This window comes from Rhizobium sp. AAP116, from assembly GCF_001295785.1.
In the GTDB taxonomy this organism is placed as follows: Bacteria; Pseudomonadota; Alphaproteobacteria; order Rhizobiales; family Rhizobiaceae; genus Allorhizobium.
Genome location: NZ_LJIB01000004.1, coordinates 396,646 through 414,715, shown reverse-complemented (window position 1 = coordinate 414,715; position 18,070 = coordinate 396,646). Strand labels below are relative to the sequence as shown.

Here is an 18,070-nt window from a genome sequence, read left to right as displayed (position 1 = left end):
TGGCCGCAGAAAGGGTGTCCCGCTTCCCGGGGGACGGAAGCAGGTCGGCCTGATGTGATTGCGTCAAAAACGCGGCGGAGAGATTTATTCCGCCGTAATCACGCCGTATAAAACATGATGTTCTGAGTCAACATATAAAACATGATCACTTTCATCATGAATTGTGATCGCCGTCACCGTGGCGAAAATATCACAAATTCCGGGTGCAAATTCGGGCTAGAACAGGCCCTCGATCGCTCCGACGTCATTGAGCCGGATACGTTCCGATGAGGGAACGCGTGGCAGGCCTGGCATGGTCATGATCTCGCCTGTGATCGCAACGATGAAACCGGCGCCGGCCGAGAGCCGCACCTCGCGAACATGCACTTCATGCCCCTCCGGCGCGCCGCGTAGCGTCGGATCGGTCGAGAAGGAATACTGCGTCTTCGCCATGCAGACCGGCAGCTCGCCATAGCCCTGCCGCTCCCAATCGGCCAATTGCTCACGCACAGCCTTGTCGGCGGTCACTTCGCCGGCCCGGTAGATCTCGGCCGCAATGCGCTCGATCTTGGAAAAGAGTGGCATGGCATCGGGATAGAGCGGATGAAAGGCGGACGGTGTCTCGGCAATCCGAACCACCGTTTCGGCAAGCTCGGTGATCCCCGCCGAGCCGTCAGCCCAGTGCCGGCAGAGCACGGCTTCTGCTCCGAGGCCTTCAGCGACCGCCTTGACCGCGGCAATCTCGGCATGGGTATCACTGGTGAAATGGTTGATCGCCACCACCGCCGGCACGCCGAACTTGGCGAGGTTTTCCAGATGGCGCGCGAGATTGACGGCGCCCCGTTCGACAGCCGCGACATCCTCGCGGCCAAGATCCTCCTTCGCCACGCCGCCATTCATCTTGAGCGCCCGCACGGTCGCGACGAGGACGACGGCCGAGGGCGTGAGCCCCGCCTTGCGGCACTTGATGTCGAAGAATTTCTCTGCGCCGAGATCGGCGCCGAAGCCCGCTTCCGTCACGACATAGTCGCCGAGCTTCAACGCCGTCTTCGTCGCCACCACCGAATTGCAGCCATGGGCGATATTGGCGAAGGGGCCGCCATGCACCAGCGCCGGATTGTTTTCGAGCGTCTGCACGAGGTTCGGCTGCAGGGCCTCCTTGAGCAACACGGCCATGGCGCCGTCGGCCTTCAGATCGCGGGCAAAGACAGGGCTCTTGTCGCGCCGATAACCGATGATGATCGCGCCGAGCCGCCGCTCCAGGTCTTCGAGGTCGGTCGCAAGGCAGAGGATCGCCATGACTTCCGAAGCAACTGTGATGTCGAAGCCAGCCTCGCGCGGAAAACCGTTCGAGGCGCCACCAAGCGACGTCACGATCTGGCGCAGCGCCCGGTCGTTCATATCCATGACCCTGCGCCAGGTGATGCGACGCGTGTCGATGTTGAGCTCGTTGCCCCAGTAGATGTGATTGTCGATCAGCGCCGAGAGCAGATTATGGGCCGAGGTGATCGCGTGGAAATCGCCGGTGAAATGGAGATTGATGTCCTCCATCGGCACGACCTGCGCATAGCCGCCACCGGCGGCCCCACCCTTCACCCCGAAACAGGGACCGAGCGAGGGTTCGCGGATGCAGATCACGGCCTTTTTGCCGATCCGGTTGAGGCCATCACCGAGGCCGACGGTCGTGGTTGTCTTGCCCTCACCTGCCGGTGTCGGGTTGATGGCCGTCACCAGGATCAGCTTGCCGTCCGGCCGATCCGAAAGCCCCTTGATGAAGCTGGCGGAGATCTTTGCCTTGTCGTGGCCGTAAGGGATCAGGTTTTCGGAGGGAATGCCTAGCTTGCAGCCAATCTCCTGGATCGGCTTTTTCTTGGCTGCGCGCGCAATCTCGATGTCGGATGGTACGGTCATGTGTCCCTGCCCCTTATGTGTGCCGAGAAGATCGGACGGCGCAGCCCGGCTGGCAAGCAGGGCAGAGGACTTTTTTCACAGCGAAGAGTATGGGGCTGAATGCGACATGAGACCTCGCGCTCCCGCTTAGCGGCAAGGCCCCTCTGCCCTGCCGGGCATCTCCCATACACGGGGCGATTTCGGAATGCGGCTGACCTCGCAGCTTTCCGAAATCGAGCTGTGACGTTACACCGAGCCGGCGGCGGGCACCCACTCTCCCCCCAGTGTGTGGGAGATGTCACGCAGTGACAGAGCGGGGGGTGTCCTCAGACCGCAGCGATTGCGACAGCCGTCGCAAACCTCACCCCTCGCCAATCGCGATCAGGCTCGCGTTCCCGCCGGCAGCCGCCGTATTCACCGAGATAACCTGCTCGACCGCAAAGCGGCTCAAGTAAGCCGGTCCACCCGCCTTGAAGCCGGTGCCGGACATGCCGGAGCCGCCGAAGGGCTGGGTGCCGACAACAGCGCCGATCATGTTGCGGTTGACATAGATGTTGCCGGTGTCGAGCGCTTCGGTGACCTTGCGGATCGTCGCCTCGATGCGGCTGTGCACACCAAGCGTCAACCCGTAGCCGGTGGCATCGATCGAGGCGATGACCTGGTCGAGGGCCTTGGCCTTCCAGCGCACGACGTGAAGCACGGGGCCGAAGATTTCCCTGGTCAGCGCCTCTGGCCGATCCAGCTCGACAATATGTGGCGCGAAGAAGTTGCCGGTCGCGGGCACCTTCCCGGCGTAACGCACCTTCTGGCTACGCTTCATCTCGGCGATATGGCTCTCCAGCATCGCCTTCTGCTTCTCGTCGATAACAGGGCCGATATCCGTGGTGATCTCCAGCGGATTGCCGAGATTAAGCTCGCGGGCGGCACCCTCGATCATCTCCAGCATACCGTCGGCGATATCCTCCTGCAGGTAGAGGATGCGCAGCGCCGAGCAGCGCTGGCCGGCCGAGCGGAAGGCCGAGAGCACGACATCGTCGGCCACCTGTTCGGCAAGCGCGGTCGCATCGACGATCATCGCGTTCAGACCACCGGTTTCGGCAATCAGCGGCACGATCGGGCCGTCCTTGGCGGCAAGCGTCCGGTTGATCGCCTGGGCGGTTCCCGTCGAGCCGGTAAAGGCGATGCCGGCGAGCTTTGGATGGGCCACGATCGCGGCACCAACGTCGCCTGCACCGGGCAGCAGCATCAGCACATCTTCAGGCACGCCCGCCTTGTGGAAAAGCTTGACCGCCTCAAAAGCGATCAGCGGCGTCTGCGGCGCGGGCTTGGCGATGACGGCATTGCCGGCGACCAGGGCGGCCGAAACCTGGCCAAGGAAGATGGCCAGCGGGAAGTTCCACGGCGAAATGCAGGCGAAGACGCCACGGCCGCGCCAGGACAAACGATTGAGCTCGCCGGTCGGGCCCGGCATGACCTCGGCTTCACCGAACTGCTTGCGGGCTTGGGCTGCATAGTAGCGGCAGAAATCGACCGCCTCGCGGATTTCGGCAACACCATCGTCCAGCGTCTTGCCGGCTTCGAGCGCCAGAAGCGCAAGCAGACGATCACGATCGGCTTCGAGCAGGTCGGCCAACTTGTCCAGCGTTGCCGCGCGCTCTTCCACCGGGGTCCGTGACCACAGGGCAAAGCCCTGACGTCCGGCAGCGAAGGCGCGGTCGACATCGGCGGGCGTGGCATTGCGCACGGTACCGACCTTGTGGGCGCGATCGGCCGGCGACAGCACGGCCTCGTCACTGGTCGCGCCGGTTGCCCCTGGAACCAGCGGACGGGCCGCGATCTCGGAGAGCGGCTGACCGATGCGGGCCATTAGCCGTTCCAGATTGTCGCGATGGCCGAATTCGAAGCCGGCGCTGTTCTTGCGGTCACCGTAGAGACCGAGCGGCATGGGGATCTGGCTGTGGCGGGCGCTCTGGCCATTGCCGAGACCCAGCTTTTCCGTGGGCCGCTCCAGAAGTGCCGAAACCGGAATGTTCTTGTCACCGGCAACGGCGACGAAGGACGAATTCGCACCGTTTTCAAGCAGGCGGCGGACGAGATAGGCGAGCAGGTCGCGGTAGCCGCCGACAGGCGCGTAGATGCGGCAGGCAATGCGATCATTGCCCGAGAGCAGCGTGTCGTAGAGTGCCTCGCCCATGCCATGCAGGCGCTGGAATTCGAAGCCGGAGCGGTCGGCACCGGCAAGCTCGATGATCGTCGAGACGGTAAGCGCATTGTGGGTGGCAAACTGCGGGAAGATGCGGGCGCGCTTTTCCATCAGCTTGGCCGCACAATGCAAATAGGAGAGATCCGTCGCCTGCTTGCGGGTCCAGACAGGGTAGTCGTCGAGGCCGCGCTCCTGGGCGCGCTTCACTTCCGTATCCCAATAGGCGCCCTTGACCAGACGCACCATCATCCGGCGACCATACTGCTGGCAGAGGCCGTCGATGTAATCGATCACCTGCGGCGCGCGCTTCTGATAGGCCTGGATGGCGAGACCGAAACCGTCCCAGCCTGACAGCGACGGATCGGCAAAGACGGCGGCGACCACGTCGAGAGAGAGTTCGAGACGGTCGGCCTCTTCGGCATCGACGGTGAAATTCAGCTGATGGGCTTTCGCCATCTGCGCGAGCTTCAAGAGATCCGGCACCAGTTCACGCATCACCCGGTCGCGATGGGTGGCGAGATAACGCGGATGCAGCGCAGACAGTTTGACCGAAATGCCCATGCGGTTCGGCAGAAGCTGGCTCTTGCCGTGTTTCGCCATATGCGCGCCGATCGCCTCGATCGCCATGGCATAAGACTGGAAGTAGCGCTTGGCGTCTTCAGCCGTCCGCGCGCCTTCGCCCAGCATGTCGAAGGAGTGGCGATAACCGCGCTCCTCGCTCTTGGCCGCACGCGACAGCGCGTCCTTGATCGTTTCGCCGAGCACGAAGTGATGGCCAAGGAAGCGCATGGCCTGCTTGGTGGCCGAGCGTACGGTCGGGAGGCCAAGGCGCTTGACGAGACCGCGCATGACGCCTTCAGGCGTCTCGCCCGGACGGATGACGCGGGCGGAGAGGCCGAGCGCCCAGGCAGAGGCCGAGACGAACCAGCTGTCGCCGTGTGCCTCGTGTTCGCTCCAGCCGCCTTCTTTCAGCTTGTCCTCGATCAGACGGTCCTGGGTGAGCGCGTCGGGCACGCGCAAGAGCGCTTCGGCAAGCACCATGAGCGCCAGACCTTCACGGGTCGACAAACCGTATTCGCGCAAAAAGTCCTCGACGCCGCCGACCGAGCCGGAATTGTTTCTGATGGCATCGATATAGGTCGTGGCGCGCCGGTCGATGGCGCCGTTCTGGCTCTCGGAGAGCGACAGGCGCGAAGCAAAATGGCGGATGAGCTGGTCGTCGTCGCCGGCATAGGGGGCTTCGAAGCGCGGGAAATCGGTCGTGGCTGGCTTGATCATTGTCACCTCCGTGGTATCGGCAACATATCTTCGCATTTGCCGAATTTCCCACTATTCTTTGGTCACTTCTCTGGCATATTCACTAGGAAAATGGAGTTTGGTAGAGAATGAGCAAAGAACTGGATCGCCTCGACCGAAAGATCCTGCGCGCGCTTCAAGCCGAGGGTCGCCTGAGCAATATCGAGCTTGCCGAACGGGTGAATCTGTCGCCCACCGCGACCGCGGAGCGGGTCCGCCGCCTGACCCGGGAAGGCTATATCACCGGTTACATGGCGATGCTCTCACCGCAGAAGCTTGGGCGCAACCTGTTGGTCTTCATCGAGGTGAAGCTCGACCGCACCACCGCCGATGTCTTCGACACCTTCGCGGCGGCCGTGAAGCGATCGGACGACGTGATGGAATGCCATATGGTGGCAGGTGGCTTCGACTATCTTGTCAAGGCACGGGTCGCCGGCATGGAGGCTTACCGGCAATTCCTCTCCGAGGTCATTTTGCCGCTTCCCGGGGTGCGCGAAACCCACACCTATGCAGTGATGGAAGAGGTCAAGGCAGGATCGGCTCTGCCCGTTTAAATATCAGCATAACAGGCAGTTGCCATTTTGATCGGCAGCAGTCAGACATTAGTCATATTAATCGTGACAGACCCCGAAAAACTGCTAGCTTTTCGTTTGGACTGATATATTGGTCTTAAACTTCCGAATTGATGTCAACTTTCGAAATTGATAAAATGTTTCCAGAAAGACAGGCACTCTTGAGCGAGCACATCGGGAGCTGTCAGAGCCGCGCCGAGCTGATGGACAGTTGGTCCCGGGCAGCGCGTGAATACGGCCTCGACTATGTAAGCTTGGCAGCAGCGCCCACGGCTCAGGACAAGCTGTTCGGCCCGCTCGTGCGGGAGACGACGCTTCCCGCCGATTATTGCCGGGAATTCGATCGTCTCGAATTCCTGAAACATTGCCCGACGGTCACGCATATCAGCCGGTCGATCATGCACAATGACTGGACGATCGGACCGGATGGGAAGGCGGCGACATTTGATTGCCCGCCGGAATTCTCCGCGCTGATGCTGAAATACCGGCTGATCACCGGCATTCTCTTTTCGATGAATTCCGTCGATGGCAGCCGCTTCGTCGTCCGCTATGACGGCGACCGCAGTCCGCTTGCGATGCCCGAAATCAACGAGCTGTCGATGTTGAGCATCCAGGCCTTCGATGTCTTCGACCGTCTGCGCCGCACCACAGGCAATTCGAACGTCTTGTCGGCACGCGAACTCGAGGTCGTTCGCTGGACATCGCAGGGCAAGACCTCGCTCGAAATCGGCCAGATCCTCTCGCTCTCCGACCATACCGTGAACGCCTACATGACCAATGCGATCCGCAAGCTCGATTGCGTCAACCGCACGCAATTGGTCGCCAAGGCGATACGTATGAAGATCATCAACTGATTGCACCAAGCGACTGAAAACAAAAGGGCCCGGTCTCGCGACCGGGCCCTTTTTGCATGCGGCATGGAGAGAAGGCCCCGCCGTCTCAACGATCAAGGATGGCGCGAATCTCGACCATGTTGGAGCGGACGCGCAGGATATAGAAGCCCATGGTCGCGAGATGCGTCGGCATGATCCAGCCGTCTTCGCTGCCATTCGAGATGATTGCCGGCCGGATGCGCAGCGAGGCTTGCAGCTGAAGCTCGAGCTCGGTCCAGATGGCAGTCAGATTGCGCTCACGGATAACGTCGCCGAAATCGGCGCGGGTCGCCCGCAGGATTGCATACTGGGCATAGAGCTGACCATAGGCGAACCAGAAGCGGTCGTCGGCACGGGTATCGAACCAGCCGGCGTTGAACTCTTCCGAACGGCGGCGAAGAATGTCGGAGGTATTGCCGAGGTCGCTGGCCATGCCGTCGAGCAGCTGCAGCAGGTTGTCGGAGCGGGTATCGAAGACGGATTCGCAATTGGCAAGCGAGGTGTTAAAGCGGTTCCAGCTCTCGACAGCAGCCCTGTAGTAGCTCGGGGTCGGCGTCTTGAAGCCGAAGGGATCGGTGCCGAAATACCAGGTTCCCTCGTCGAACTGGATATTGCCGCGCGCATCCTGCAAATCGTTGTTGATGCCGGAGGTGCCGCGCACGCGGCCCAGATTGTCGGCGAGCTGAATGGCGGTCCGGCGCACCACCTGGTTCACGCCGCGCTGGAACGAAGCCTTGTTGTCCATGAACGGCGTCGTATCCCAGTCAAGCCCGAACAGGCCGAGCTTGTAGAGAAGCGTCGAGGAGACCCAGCTGTTCTGATTGACATTCTGGTCGGTTAGCGCGGCACTCATCATCACCACGGCCGAGTCCTGGCAACGATTGGCCTCCCCCGGCAGCGGCGAGCCGGCCGGAACCGTGCGCTCCTCAAACTTGTAGGCTTGGACGAAGGCCGGGTCGAAGGCGTGCCACACCTGGGTGCGATAGATGAACTGTCCATAGACGATCACCAGCAGCACGAGGACGGCAAGGATCGGTCCCTTGATGATCCAGCTGCGGTCGCGATACCAGCCATGGGCTGCCAGGAACGGCCAGAGCAGCCAAGCGACCACCATGCCGATGCCGCGCCCTAGGGCGGCAAAGACGCGCTGGAAAAACGCGATGATGGGATCAAGCATGGTCATCTCCTAGTCCATAAAGGCGTTTGCGGAAGGCGGCCTTGTCCTTCAGATAAGTGTCGGACAGGCGGGATACAACATAATCGCGATAGGCTTCCGGATAGCGCTCGTAAGCGCGGTAGAAGCCCTGCTTGTCGAAGACGAAGCGCGAGACGAAATCGTCTGCCGTCAGATGCGCGATCAGCCGGTTTGTCAGCCACTGATCGGGATGATCAGGCTCGGCACGCACGAGCCACAGCCGCAGCTTAGGATCGATATCCGCCATTCTGAGGTTTCCGGTGCGCGCGAGCGTCCGCAACGCTTCTTGCAAGAGCGGATAGATGCCGCGATCGCTGATCGCCTTGGCGTTTCGATGCAGGAAGGTCTGCATCCAGACCGCATCGATGCGTGTGAGATCCGGCACCGGATCGAGCGTGGCGGCGACCGTCAGAAGCGCCATCTCCAGACGATGGGCAAAGAGGCCCGAGCTTTCCACCCAACTGGCCCGGGGCAGTTCGAGCCGGCCGGTGCGCGCCAGGAAGTCGGCGACCTGAGCGGTGTCATCGATCGAGATGTAGCTCACCTGCCAGGGCCGCGACCGCCGGAAACCGGGGGCTTCGGGATCGCAGATCACGGTGGTGATCTTCTCGTCGACAAAGACGAAGACACCGCCGAAATGATCGGCCCAGAAGGCATCATGGCGGAAGACGAGTTTATCCGGCACCAGCGTGTTCTGCCGGATATCGCCGGTCTCTTTCGCCAGCGACACCATGCGCTCCAGCATCGCGTCGTCGCGCCAGCCATCCGGGCTCGTTACCAGCGCGTCGCAGAGTTGCCGGAGCTGCCCGGCTTTGCCCAGCAGGTCCTCGGCCGAAAGCACCTTGAACTTGACCTCGTTGATCGACAGCAGGTCATCGAGCGTCTTCACCTCGGAGACGCTGTCCTCGATCTCGCCATAGAGTGTGTCCTTGAGCGTAATCGCGTGGATGGCGCGGGCGTTCGCCGCGAAGAATTCATGCATAAGGCCGGCGGTATTGGAAAAACTCGTATGCACCACCGGCAGACTGTCCTGCTCCGGGGTCAGGATGATGAAGCGCCGGTTGACCTTCAACGGATCCAGATAATCGGGATCGCCCAGTTCTGCCGCCACCTGTGGCGAGAAACCGGTGATGTCGATGTCGAATTCGGCGAGCGTGGTCTCGGGCAGGTCGAAGGCGGCAAGTGCCTTGTTGTAGCGCGCGACCAGATGCGGCTCGCGGATCGCAAGCAGGCGGCCATAGATGAGTTCGGCTTCGAGGAGGCGGTTCATGCGGTATCTGTGACCTTCCTGTCCTCGTGCCGCCAGTAGAGGTCATCGAGGTCGAGCTTCAAGACATCGGCGATCGCTTTGAGTGTTGCGACACTGCCGTCCTTCTTGCCTGTTTCGATCTCGGACAGATAAGCGGTGCTGATTCCGGCAGCGGCAGCAAGGTCCTTGGCCGCCATACCGCGAAAATCGCGCCAGACGCGGATCGGGCTTTCACCTTCACCCATCCGGTTGACGTACTCGGCAGGGATCAGCTCTTCCTCGCCCGCAGCTAGCTTCCTCTCGAAACCAACAACAGCCAGACTGTCTTCCAGATCCTCGATGCGCTCGATCAGTGCTTCGTAGTCTTTGCGGCTGAGTACGATCATCTCTTCGCCATTTGGCGTCGTAAACGATGATGCGATCGTCATCAGAGCTCTCCCTCATAGGCTTCACCGCGTGCTGCCACACGCACCACGTCGACGACGGTTCCGTCTTCACGGAAGATCACGCGCCAGTCCCCGATCCGCAGGCGATGGTAACGGCTGTCACGTAACTTTTTGACATTGTTGGCGAGTGAAGCCGGGTCGGCGGCATACTGAAGAACCTTAGACCGGATACGTCGCGCCTCGTTTGCCGGCATCCGGTTCAAGGTCCGTATGGCATCCTTGCTGTAAACAACGTCCCGCACATTCTACCCCTCTACTCCGGTCCCGACAACCAAATTCGCAAATAGCGAATTTCACCACGTCCCCTCGCCCTTCATCTTCTCTATCTCGCCGATCGCCCGTTCCCGCTGGCGCTCGCGGCGGATGATCTCCTTGACCGCAGCATCATCCGACTTGTCGGCGTAGCGGAATTCCGAGTCGGCGTAGCGGTTGATCTCCTGCAGGATCATCTCCATCGTCACCGGGCCGCGCAGTTCGGAGATCATCGCCTTCTTCTCGTCGAAGCTCTTGTGGACGAAGGCGTCAGGCTTTTCGAACCAGGCGTCGGGCAGTTCGACGTCCATCGCCCGCATCTTGATCGCATCGGTGATGTTCTTGATCGCCCGGCCGGTAAAGCGCGGTTCGACGAGCTTGATCGCATGCAGATAGCCGCCGACATCGGCGAGCGTCTCGATTTTACCCTCGGTCTTCTCGTAGCGTTCCCAGACAGCAACAAGGCCGTCTTCCTTCGGGCGGTCATGCTCGCCATAGGAGCGGCTGACCGCCTGCTGGATCTGCTGCCCCGCGAACAGCTGATGCTCCCCCAGCGGGATCTGATGGTTCTTGCCGACGAGCAGCGAGAAGATGTCGATATAGTCCTCGCGCGTCTGCGGCCCATCGACCAGCCAGCGAGCCCCAGCGCGCTGGCGAAGCGCATCATCGACATTCTCCGGGTAGTTGGAGAACATGCCGAAGGTGGCGTTGCCTCGCACGACGGTCGAGGCGCCGGCGAAGCTCTCCATCAGAACGGCCGTCACCTCGTGCTGCCCGGCCGAAGCCCGGTCGTCGGAGCGCTTGGCCGTCACCTGGTCAACATCATCAATCGTGCCGAAGCCGATGACGCGCGGGTTGAGCACGTTGTTGACGAAGCTCTTGGCATTCTGGCCGGACTTGCCCTGATAGGACGAGATCTGGTCGACGCCGAAATTCTCGTAATGGAAGGCATAGCCCGCCATCTTGCAGTAGTCGTTCAAGAGCCCCGCCAGCATCTGGATCAGGATCGTCTTGCCGGTGCCCGGCATGCCGTCGCCGATGAAGGTAAAGAGAAAACCGCCGAGATCGACGAAAGGGTTCATCTGCCGGTCGAAATCATAGGCCATCAGCATCTTTGCAAGCTTCAGCGCCTGATACTTGGCGATGTGGTTGCCGATGATCTCTTCCGGCTTCTTGAAGCTCATCGACAGCGGCTTCGACTTTGCGCCCGGCGCGGCATCGAAACCGTCAAGAGTAAAATCGTCCTGATCGACGCGGATATGGGCGTTTTCGAAGACGCCGAGATGTTCGAAGCGTGCCTTGCGGGTCAGAAGCCCGTCGAGCGCGAGATCGGCGACGCCGCGCACCCGACCGATCAACGTCGCATCGTCGCCCGCCCCCTGCACGGCTGCGTCAATGCCGGCGACCATGCTTTTCAGCGCATCCTGAGCAGTATCGAAGAGGAAATCCGGCGCGCGGATGCCGTCGAGCTGCTCGCCTTCGCCCGCGACGGTGGATTTCAGATAAGCGGCAAAGGCAAAGGCCGCGACATAGGCCTGGGACGAGAGCAACGCCTTGAAGCGGACGGCTTCCTCGCTTTGCAACGGCGCGCTGATGTTCCGCGCCTGCAAAGGCTCCAGCTCGCTCTGCCGGGCAAAGACATCCGATATCGCAAGCGCCACCTGCGCGCCGCGCCTGACGCGGTAGAGCACGGTATGCTGGGCAGGCGTCAACAGCGGATCGGCAGCGCCGGTCGCCTGAATGGTCTTGGAAAGTTCGATTTCGCGGGTGCGTCGCACGGAGCCCGTTGAAACAGTCGAGACGAAACGCCGCCCTGTACCAGCAATCGGGGCACCCGAAACACCTTCGCCCTGATCGAGCACCACGATGCGTGTCACCAGCCCCTGAGCGACGGCCAGATGCTTGGCGACATCTTCTTCCCGCAGCGTCGTAAGGCCTGCCGTCAGTTCACTCATGCTCAGACCTCGCTCACGACCTGATTGCCGGAAATCACGTGAACCTTGAAATTGCCGAAGATCGGTTTGATCTCGCCGGCGGCATAGAGCGCCTGATAGGCGTCATGCGGCACGAGCGCATGCTTCTCATAGGTCGAGACACCCATGCGCGCGGCTTCGAGATCATGCGTTTCGATGTGGAATTCTTGCGAAGCCGGTGTCGAGGAGAAGAAGCCCTTCACCGCGGGCTGTTCGCGCTTGGAGAACACCTCCTGCACCGTCCAGGTCATCACCCAGGCGTTTTCGGGCTTGCGCACTCGATCGAGGATCTCGGTGACGCGGCCGGAATTCTGAGTGAGCCCCGTCGAATAGAGCGGGCCGAGCACAATGCGGCGGACCGACTTCGGATGCAGTGTCGGGAAATCGCGGTCCATGTTGGTGGCGATGGTCGCGGGCGTCAGGGAATAGGCGGAATTCCTGGCACAGAAATCGTCGAATGTGCGGGCGAGCTCGGGATTGAGCAATCCGCCCACCGGAAGCGGGATCTCGACCTCTTCATTGAGCTTACCCTCGGCCGTCACAAGGATCTTTGCGACATTCTCGGAGGAATCCTCGACCGTCGCCAGATAGATCATCGGCAGGGTGCTGACCCCGTCGAAGGCGGCCCAGCTGACAAGATAGGAGGGCCGGCGCGACTGCGGATTGACGCTGACGGCAACGGTGGTCGGCAGGACGAAGGGCGAGAAGATCTCGCCGGCACTCACCTGCTCCAGATAGAGCCGCTCGGCAATCTGCTGCTGCAATGCCGCCGGAAACTCCTTCTGCCGCAGGATGAAATCGACCATTTCCTCGCGCAGCTTGGATACGGCGGGAATGGTCGAAAGCCGTGTGGCGGCGCCCGCGCGATCGTTTTCCAGCTCCAGCACGTTCTGGAAGATCGGAAAGCCGCTCTCGGCCTGGGCGATCTTGAATTGGCCGGTAAAGCCGATTCGGTTCTGCCAGGAAGTGAAGGAGTTACGGAGGCGATCAAGATAGGGCAGCAGGTGAAGCGTCGGCGGCCCTTTCTCGCCGAAGCGGCGATCGGACTGGCCGAAGAACTGCTCGAGCCCCGCAAATGCGGAGGCCATAGTGGTGAAATAGTGCGTGACGGCACTGTTGCGATCGACGGCGTTCATGCCCCTCCCCCCATCGACAGGACCGCGCACCGCGAAGGCGGCACGCGGCCAGATGGCCGCGTCCACATCAACGACATGCTCAAGGCTTCACGTAGTCGGCCGCATTGTGCTTGTCGAGAACCGCCTGGAAACGCCGGGCGAAGGCCTCGTCCGCAAGCTTCTTGCGGCGCTGGATGTCCTGCGTCGAGAGCATGTTCTTCTCGTGCAGCTCCAGGAGATCGCCTATATGCCGCTGGGCGGCTGCACCGATGCCGGCCATCGTTTCTTCGGCCGCCGTATCGACCTGCGAGCCCAAGGTGTTGATCCGGTGTGCGACCTCCTGCTGGGCGGCGGTCTTCAGCGAATCCTCGAGCGCCTTGTAGAGCACGATGCGCTGCTCGGTATCGATGCTCAGCTTGTTGATCAGCGTATTCTGCGCCGCAATCTGGTTGTTCAGACTGTCGACGAAGGTCTGGAACATCGAGGTATAGCGTTCGAGTGTCTGGCTTTCGGCAAGCAGCTCCTGCTCGCGGGCCTGCGCCTGATTGTAATCTGTCGCAAGCTTCGAGCGCTGGGCTTCGAGTTCGGTGCGCTCCGAGGTGTCTGTGGAAGCGGCAATCTTGTTTTCGATGTCGAGCAGCGCCGGATTGAGCGTTTCGATCTTCGTCTGCGTCTCTTCGAGATTGGCGATCGTCTGCTTGCGCCGCTCGATCACCTGCACGAGGCTCGCCTCCGAGGTCTTGTAGCGCTCTTCGAGAACCGTCTTCTGTTCCTTCAGGATGCCGACGATGCTGTCGGACTTGGCGAGCAGTTCCTGCAGGTTGCCGGCAAGCGACATGTTGCGGACGCGCTCGGTGCGCATGCGCTGCGCTCTCTGCTTGGAGAAGATGCCGATGAACTTTTCCATGCCGGAAAAGCTCTTCATGCTCTCGAACTCGGCGCCGAAGACATTGGTCGCGTCCTCCAGCCCGATGATCAGGTCGGCGATATTCGCCTCCATAACCTTCTGCTGGTTGAGGACATCCGAGATCCGGGCGTTCTCGATGTCGAAATCTTGGCCAACCAGCTTCGAATCGCTTTTGGCCAGCGTATCCAGCACCACGCTCGACTGGTCGATCTTTCCACGCATCTCCGAGACGATCTTACGCGTCTTTTCGATCTCAGTGTCGAAGCCTTGCAAAGTCGCCATGTTGTCTCCCTGTCCCTCATGCCGGCGGCTCGCCGGTCTCGTCTCTTGCCACCATAGCGCGTTTCCCGACGCGGGAAAGTATCGCAGCGCACAGCACCAGTCGCCCTCCCCCGATATGGAGGGTCCGAACGCCCACACAAGAGGCGCTATCAGAGAAATGCGACAGCCGCGAAACGGCCGTCGCATCAAGGAGTTGCGAGGATCTTACTGACCGCCGGCGGCAGGATCCTTGAGATAGGCGAGGATGTTGGCGAGGTCATCGTCCTTCTTGACCCCGGCATAGGCCATCTTGGTGCCTTTCACGACGGCCTTTGGCGCCTTCAGATATTCGGAAAGCAGAGCCTCGTCCCAGACCTTGCCCGCACCGAATGCGGTCATTGCGGGCGAATACTTGTAGTCGGCGATCGAAGCGACCGGGCGGCCGACGATACCCTGCAAATGCGGGCCGACCTTGTTCTTGGCCTCGGTCGCGACATGACAGGCCTGGCAGGCCTTGAACGCCTTGGCACCGGCAACCGGATCGCCATCGGCGAGAGCCGGAAACGGAGAGGCCGCAAGCGCGAGCAGCATGATCATTGAAGACGTCTTCATCGAAACTCCTGTATGCATCCAATTGGCGCAAGTGCGCGCCGCCGCCATGGCATCACCTCATCGCACAACAGGCAAGCACTTGCTTTGACGCCCATCAAGCACTCGAACTTTTTTCCGCCGCCCGAGTTCCCTCCCCTGTAGGGGCTAGAGGTCGCAAACAGGGACGGTGGTGCGACGCAAACGCGCGGGCATCCTTGCAATTCTCCGGTATTGAATGTTGACTTGGGAACATCAATAAGAAAACCGGGAGCCTTTCAATGACGTCACTTCTCATTTGTCGCCGCACCCTTGCGGCCGCTGTATCGCTGATCGCCATCAGCGCCATGCCGGTCTCCGCCCAGGAAGCCGAAAGCTGCTCGACCGTCCGCTTCTCGGATGTCGGCTGGACCGACATCACCGCCACCACAGCCACCGCCTCCGTTCTGCTGCAGGCGCTCGGCTATGAGCCGACGACAACGGTCCTCTCCGTGCCGGTCACCTATTCCTCGCTGAAGAACAAGGATATCGACGTCTTCCTCGGCAACTGGATGCCGACGATGGAAGCCGATATTGCGCCCTACCGTGAAGACAAGTCGGTCGAGGTCTTCGGCCCGAACCTCGAAGGCGCGAAATACACGCTCGCGACCAATGCCAAGGGCGCCGAACTCGGCATCAAGGATTTTGCCGACATCGCCAAGCATGCCGACGCGCTGGAAGGCAAGATCTACGGCATCGAGCCGGGCAATGACGGCAACCGCCTGATCCTCGACATGATCGACGCCAACAAGTTCGAACTCGGTGACTTCGAAGTCGTCGAATCCTCCGAACAGGGCATGCTGGCCCAGGTCGCCCGCGCCGAAAAGGATGGCCAGCCGGTCGTCTTCCTCGGCTGGGAACCGCACCCGATGAACGCCAACTTCAAGCTGACCTATCTGTCCGGCGGCGATGACGTCTTCGGGCCGGACTTCGGCGGCGCGACCATCTTCACCAACACCCGCGCCGGCTACACGGCCGAATGCCCGAATGTCGGCAAGTTCGTCACCAACCTCAAGTTCTCGCTCCAGATGGAGAACGAGATCATGGGCAAGATCCTGAATGACGGCCAGGATGCAGAAGCCGCTGCGTCCGATTGGCTGAAGGCCAATCCGGCGGCTGTCGAGCCCTGGCTCGCCGGCGTCACCACCAAGGATGGCGGCGACGGCCTCGCGGCCGTGAAGACGGCACTGGGCCTCTAAGCCCTGTCCATCGATCGTGGAACCGCGCGACCGGAAGGGGGATCCGGCGGCGCGGCCTCCCAGGCATTGAACCTGTGGCCAATCGGGGACGAACATGGATTTTCTGACAGACAACAAACTGCCCATCGGGCCCTGGTCGAAGAGCTTCGTCGACTGGCTGACCGATAACGTCGATTTTGTATTTGATTTTATCGCAACGATCCTCAGCGCGTCGATCAACGCGATGCTCTTCGTGCTTCAGGCACCCTTTCTCAAGGGAACAGCGCTGGAAGCCTTCTATCCGCTGTTCATGATCGCGCTGTTTTCGCTGCTCGCCTGGTTCATGCGCCGCTCGCTCGGAGTCACAGCCTTCACCTTTTTCGGCCTGCTCCTCATCTTCAATCAGGGCTACTGGAAGGAGACCATGGAGACACTGGCACTCGTACTGGCGGCAACCGGCGTGTGCATGGTCATCGGCGTACCGATCGGCATCGCCTGCGCCAGACGCCCCTGGCTCTATGCAGTGGTCCGCCCCATTCTCGACCTGATGCAGACGATCCCCACCTTTGTCTATCTCATCCCGGCGCTGATCCTGTTCGGCCTCGGCATGGTGCCCGGCCTGATCGCGACCGTGATCTTCGCGATCGCCGCCCCGATCCGCCTGACACGCCTCGGCATCATCTCCACCCCGCCCTCTCTGGTGGAAGCGGCCGTGGCCTTCGGCGCGACCCCGACCCAGGTGCTCCGCAAGGTCGAACTGCCCTTCGCCATGCCGCAGATCATGGCGGGACTGACCCAGACGATCATGCTGTCGCTGTCGATGGTGGTCATCGCCGCGCTCGTCGGCGCAAGCGGCCTCGGCGTGCCGGTCGTTCGGGCTCTCAACACCGTCAACATCGCGCGTGGCTTCGAGGCCGGTCTCTGCATCGTGATCCTCGCCATCATCCTCGACCGGATGTTCCGCATTCCCGGAGAAGAGACATGACCGACGCCGTAATCTTCGACAATGTCGACATCGTCTTTGGCGATAATCCCCAGCGTGCGCTCGAAATGCTCGATCAGGGCAAGAGCCGCGACGAAATCGGCGCTGAGACTGGCCTCGTGCTCGGCGTGGCCGGCGCCTCGCTCACCGTCAAGGAAGGCGAGATCCTCGTGCTCATGGGCCTTTCCGGCTCGGGCAAGTCGACACTGCTGCGCGCCGTCAATGCACTCGCCCCAGTGGTACGCGGAAATGTCAGCGTGCGCACGGAAAACGGTTATGTCGATCCCTATAAGGCCTCTGCTCAGGTGCTGCGCGATCTGCGCATGCACACCGTCTCCATGGTCTTCCAGCAATTCGGCCTCCTACCCTGGCGCACAGTGGCAGAGAATGTCGGCTTCGGTCTGGAACTGGCCGGCGTAGCCGAAGCGGAGCGCAAGGAGCGCGTCGCGACGCAGCTCGAGCTCGTCAACCTCTCGACCTGGGCCGACCGTAAGGTCAACGAACTCTCCGGCGGCATGCAGCAGCGCGTCGGCCTTGCCCGCGCCTTCGCGACAGGTGCCCCGATCCTTCTCATGGACGAGCCCTTCTCGGCGCTCGACCCATTGATCCGCACCCGTCTCCAGGACGAGCTTCTCGAATTCCAGGCGCGTCTGAAGAAGACCATCCTCTTCGTCAGTCACGACCTCGACGAGGCCTTCCGCATCGGCAACCGCATCGCCATCATGGAAGGCGGCCACATCATCCAGTGTGGCACGCCGCAGGAAATCGTCCAGAACCCGACCAACCAGTATGTCGCTGATTTCGTGCAGAACATGAACCCGATCAACATGCTGGTCGCCTCGGACGTGATGCGCTCCGGCGTGACCGGCGAACAGCGCCAGGTTACCGGCACCACGGCGCCGGCAACACCGCTCGTCGACATCCTGGATGCGCTGTCGCGTCAACCTGGCACGATCGGGGTCGTTGACAACGGCGTCGTCATCGGCACGATCGACGCTCAGGATGTGGTGAGCGGGTTGACCAAACATCGCCGCAAGGCGTGACGTGCCCTGCCCCGCATCGATGACAGGCGC

The 18,070-nt window shown here is 61.4% G+C and carries 15 protein-coding genes; 5 read left to right on the top strand and 10 right to left on the bottom strand.

Features of this window, described 5'->3' with window-relative positions:
* Positions 1-216: 216 nt before the first annotated feature.
* Entirely contained in the window at positions 217-1,890 is a 1,674-nt protein-coding gene (locus IP85_RS04675; RefSeq protein ID WP_054148482.1) for a formate--tetrahydrofolate ligase, read from the bottom strand.
* A gap of 340 nt (positions 1,891-2,230) precedes the next feature.
* Positions 2,231-5,350: a bifunctional proline dehydrogenase/L-glutamate gamma-semialdehyde dehydrogenase PutA gene (gene putA / locus IP85_RS04670; RefSeq protein WP_054148540.1), complete on the bottom strand. Its 3,120-nt coding sequence runs from the start codon at positions 5,348-5,350 to the stop codon at positions 2,231-2,233.
* A gap of 107 nt (positions 5,351-5,457) precedes the next feature.
* Here putA and IP85_RS04665 point away from each other — a divergent pair, with 107 nt between their 5' ends.
* Both IP85_RS04665 and IP85_RS04660 read left to right on the top strand, forming a co-directional pair.
* Positions 5,458-5,922 (top strand): Lrp/AsnC ligand binding domain-containing protein, encoded by a 465-nt coding sequence (locus IP85_RS04665; RefSeq protein ID WP_054148481.1) that lies wholly within the window; start codon positions 5,458-5,460, stop codon positions 5,920-5,922.
* Positions 5,923-6,101: 179 nt separating this feature from the next.
* Positions 6,102-6,794 carry a LuxR family transcriptional regulator gene (locus IP85_RS04660; protein ID WP_054148539.1) on the top strand — a complete coding sequence of 231 codons (693 nt, stop codon included), beginning with the start codon at positions 6,102-6,104 and terminating at the stop codon, positions 6,792-6,794.
* An 85-nt stretch (positions 6,795-6,879) separates the two neighbouring features.
* On the opposite strand, the gene IP85_RS04655 is transcribed toward IP85_RS04660, so the two are convergent.
* From IP85_RS04655 to IP85_RS04620, 8 genes are all read right to left on the bottom strand, one after another.
* A complete protein-coding gene (locus IP85_RS04655; RefSeq protein ID WP_054148480.1) occupies positions 6,880-7,989 on the bottom strand; it encodes a DUF2333 family protein in 1,110 nt (369 codons plus the stop codon).
* Positions 7,982-9,277, bottom strand: a complete 1,296-nt coding sequence (locus IP85_RS04650) for a DUF6638 family protein (protein WP_054148479.1) — start codon at positions 9,275-9,277, stop codon at positions 7,982-7,984. The genes IP85_RS04655 and IP85_RS04650 overlap by 8 nt, the downstream gene beginning before the upstream one ends.
* Entirely contained in the window at positions 9,274-9,684 is a 411-nt protein-coding gene (locus IP85_RS04645) for a helix-turn-helix transcriptional regulator (RefSeq protein WP_054148478.1), read from the bottom strand. The genes IP85_RS04650 and IP85_RS04645 overlap by 4 nt, the downstream gene beginning before the upstream one ends.
* Entirely contained in the window at positions 9,684-9,944 is a 261-nt protein-coding gene (locus IP85_RS04640; RefSeq protein WP_082347579.1) for a type II toxin-antitoxin system RelE/ParE family toxin, read from the bottom strand. Before IP85_RS04640 ends, IP85_RS04645 begins: the two co-directional genes overlap by 1 nt.
* A 51-nt stretch (positions 9,945-9,995) precedes the next feature.
* Complete coding sequence (locus tag IP85_RS04635) at positions 9,996-11,909, bottom strand: AAA family ATPase (protein ID WP_054148476.1); 1,914 nt, start codon at positions 11,907-11,909, stop codon at positions 9,996-9,998.
* Positions 11,910-11,911: 2 nt separating this feature from the next.
* Entirely contained in the window at positions 11,912-13,063 is a 1,152-nt protein-coding gene (locus tag IP85_RS04630) for a hypothetical protein (protein ID WP_054148538.1), read from the bottom strand.
* A 79-nt stretch (positions 13,064-13,142) separates the two neighbouring features.
* The gene (locus IP85_RS04625) at positions 13,143-14,231 is read right to left on the bottom strand and encodes a hypothetical protein (RefSeq protein ID WP_054148475.1); all 1,089 of its coding nucleotides are present in this window, start codon (positions 14,229-14,231) and stop codon (positions 13,143-13,145) included.
* Between the two features lie 204 nt (positions 14,232-14,435).
* On the bottom strand, positions 14,436-14,822 hold the full coding sequence (locus tag IP85_RS04620; protein WP_054148474.1) for a cytochrome c family protein: 387 nt from the start codon (positions 14,820-14,822) through the stop codon (positions 14,436-14,438).
* Positions 14,823-15,079: 257 nt separating this feature from the next.
* On the opposite strand from IP85_RS04620, the gene IP85_RS04615 reads away from it, so the two are divergent.
* From IP85_RS04615 to choV, 3 genes are all read left to right on the top strand, one after another.
* On the top strand, positions 15,080-16,036 hold the full coding sequence (locus tag IP85_RS04615) for a choline ABC transporter substrate-binding protein (RefSeq protein ID WP_054148473.1): 957 nt from the start codon (positions 15,080-15,082) through the stop codon (positions 16,034-16,036).
* Between the two features lie 94 nt (positions 16,037-16,130).
* Positions 16,131-17,000, top strand: a complete 870-nt coding sequence (choW, locus tag IP85_RS04610) for a choline ABC transporter permease subunit (protein WP_054148472.1) — start codon at positions 16,131-16,133, stop codon at positions 16,998-17,000.
* Positions 16,997-18,040: a choline ABC transporter ATP-binding protein gene (gene choV / locus IP85_RS04605; RefSeq protein WP_054148471.1), complete on the top strand. Its 1,044-nt coding sequence runs from the start codon at positions 16,997-16,999 to the stop codon at positions 18,038-18,040. The genes choW and choV overlap by 4 nt, the downstream gene beginning before the upstream one ends.
* The last annotated feature ends 30 nt before the right edge of the window (positions 18,041-18,070 follow it).

Coding starts and splice junctions, on each gene's coding strand:
- choW (WP_054148472.1), top strand. CDS start 16,131: ATGGATTTTCTGACAGACAACAAACTGCCCATCGGGCCCTGGTCGAAG.
- IP85_RS04650 (WP_054148479.1), bottom strand. CDS start 9,277: ATGAACCGCCTCCTCGAAGCCGAACTCATCTATGGCCGCCTGCTTGCG.
- putA (WP_054148540.1), bottom strand. CDS start 5,350: ATGATCAAGCCAGCCACGACCGATTTCCCGCGCTTCGAAGCCCCCTAT.
- IP85_RS04645 (WP_054148478.1), bottom strand. CDS start 9,684: ATGACGATCGCATCATCGTTTACGACGCCAAATGGCGAAGAGATGATC.
- IP85_RS04675 (WP_054148482.1), bottom strand. CDS start 1,890: ATGACCGTACCATCCGACATCGAGATTGCGCGCGCAGCCAAGAAAAAG.
- IP85_RS04620 (WP_054148474.1), bottom strand. CDS start 14,822: ATGAAGACGTCTTCAATGATCATGCTGCTCGCGCTTGCGGCCTCTCCG.
- IP85_RS04630 (WP_054148538.1), bottom strand. CDS start 13,063: ATGAACGCCGTCGATCGCAACAGTGCCGTCACGCACTATTTCACCACT.
- IP85_RS04655 (WP_054148480.1), bottom strand. CDS start 7,989: ATGCTTGATCCCATCATCGCGTTTTTCCAGCGCGTCTTTGCCGCCCTA.
- IP85_RS04625 (WP_054148475.1), bottom strand. CDS start 14,231: ATGGCGACTTTGCAAGGCTTCGACACTGAGATCGAAAAGACGCGTAAG.
- IP85_RS04665 (WP_054148481.1), top strand. CDS start 5,458: ATGAGCAAAGAACTGGATCGCCTCGACCGAAAGATCCTGCGCGCGCTT.
- IP85_RS04615 (WP_054148473.1), top strand. CDS start 15,080: ATGACGTCACTTCTCATTTGTCGCCGCACCCTTGCGGCCGCTGTATCG.
- IP85_RS04635 (WP_054148476.1), bottom strand. CDS start 11,909: ATGAGTGAACTGACGGCAGGCCTTACGACGCTGCGGGAAGAAGATGTC.
- choV (WP_054148471.1), top strand. CDS start 16,997: ATGACCGACGCCGTAATCTTCGACAATGTCGACATCGTCTTTGGCGAT.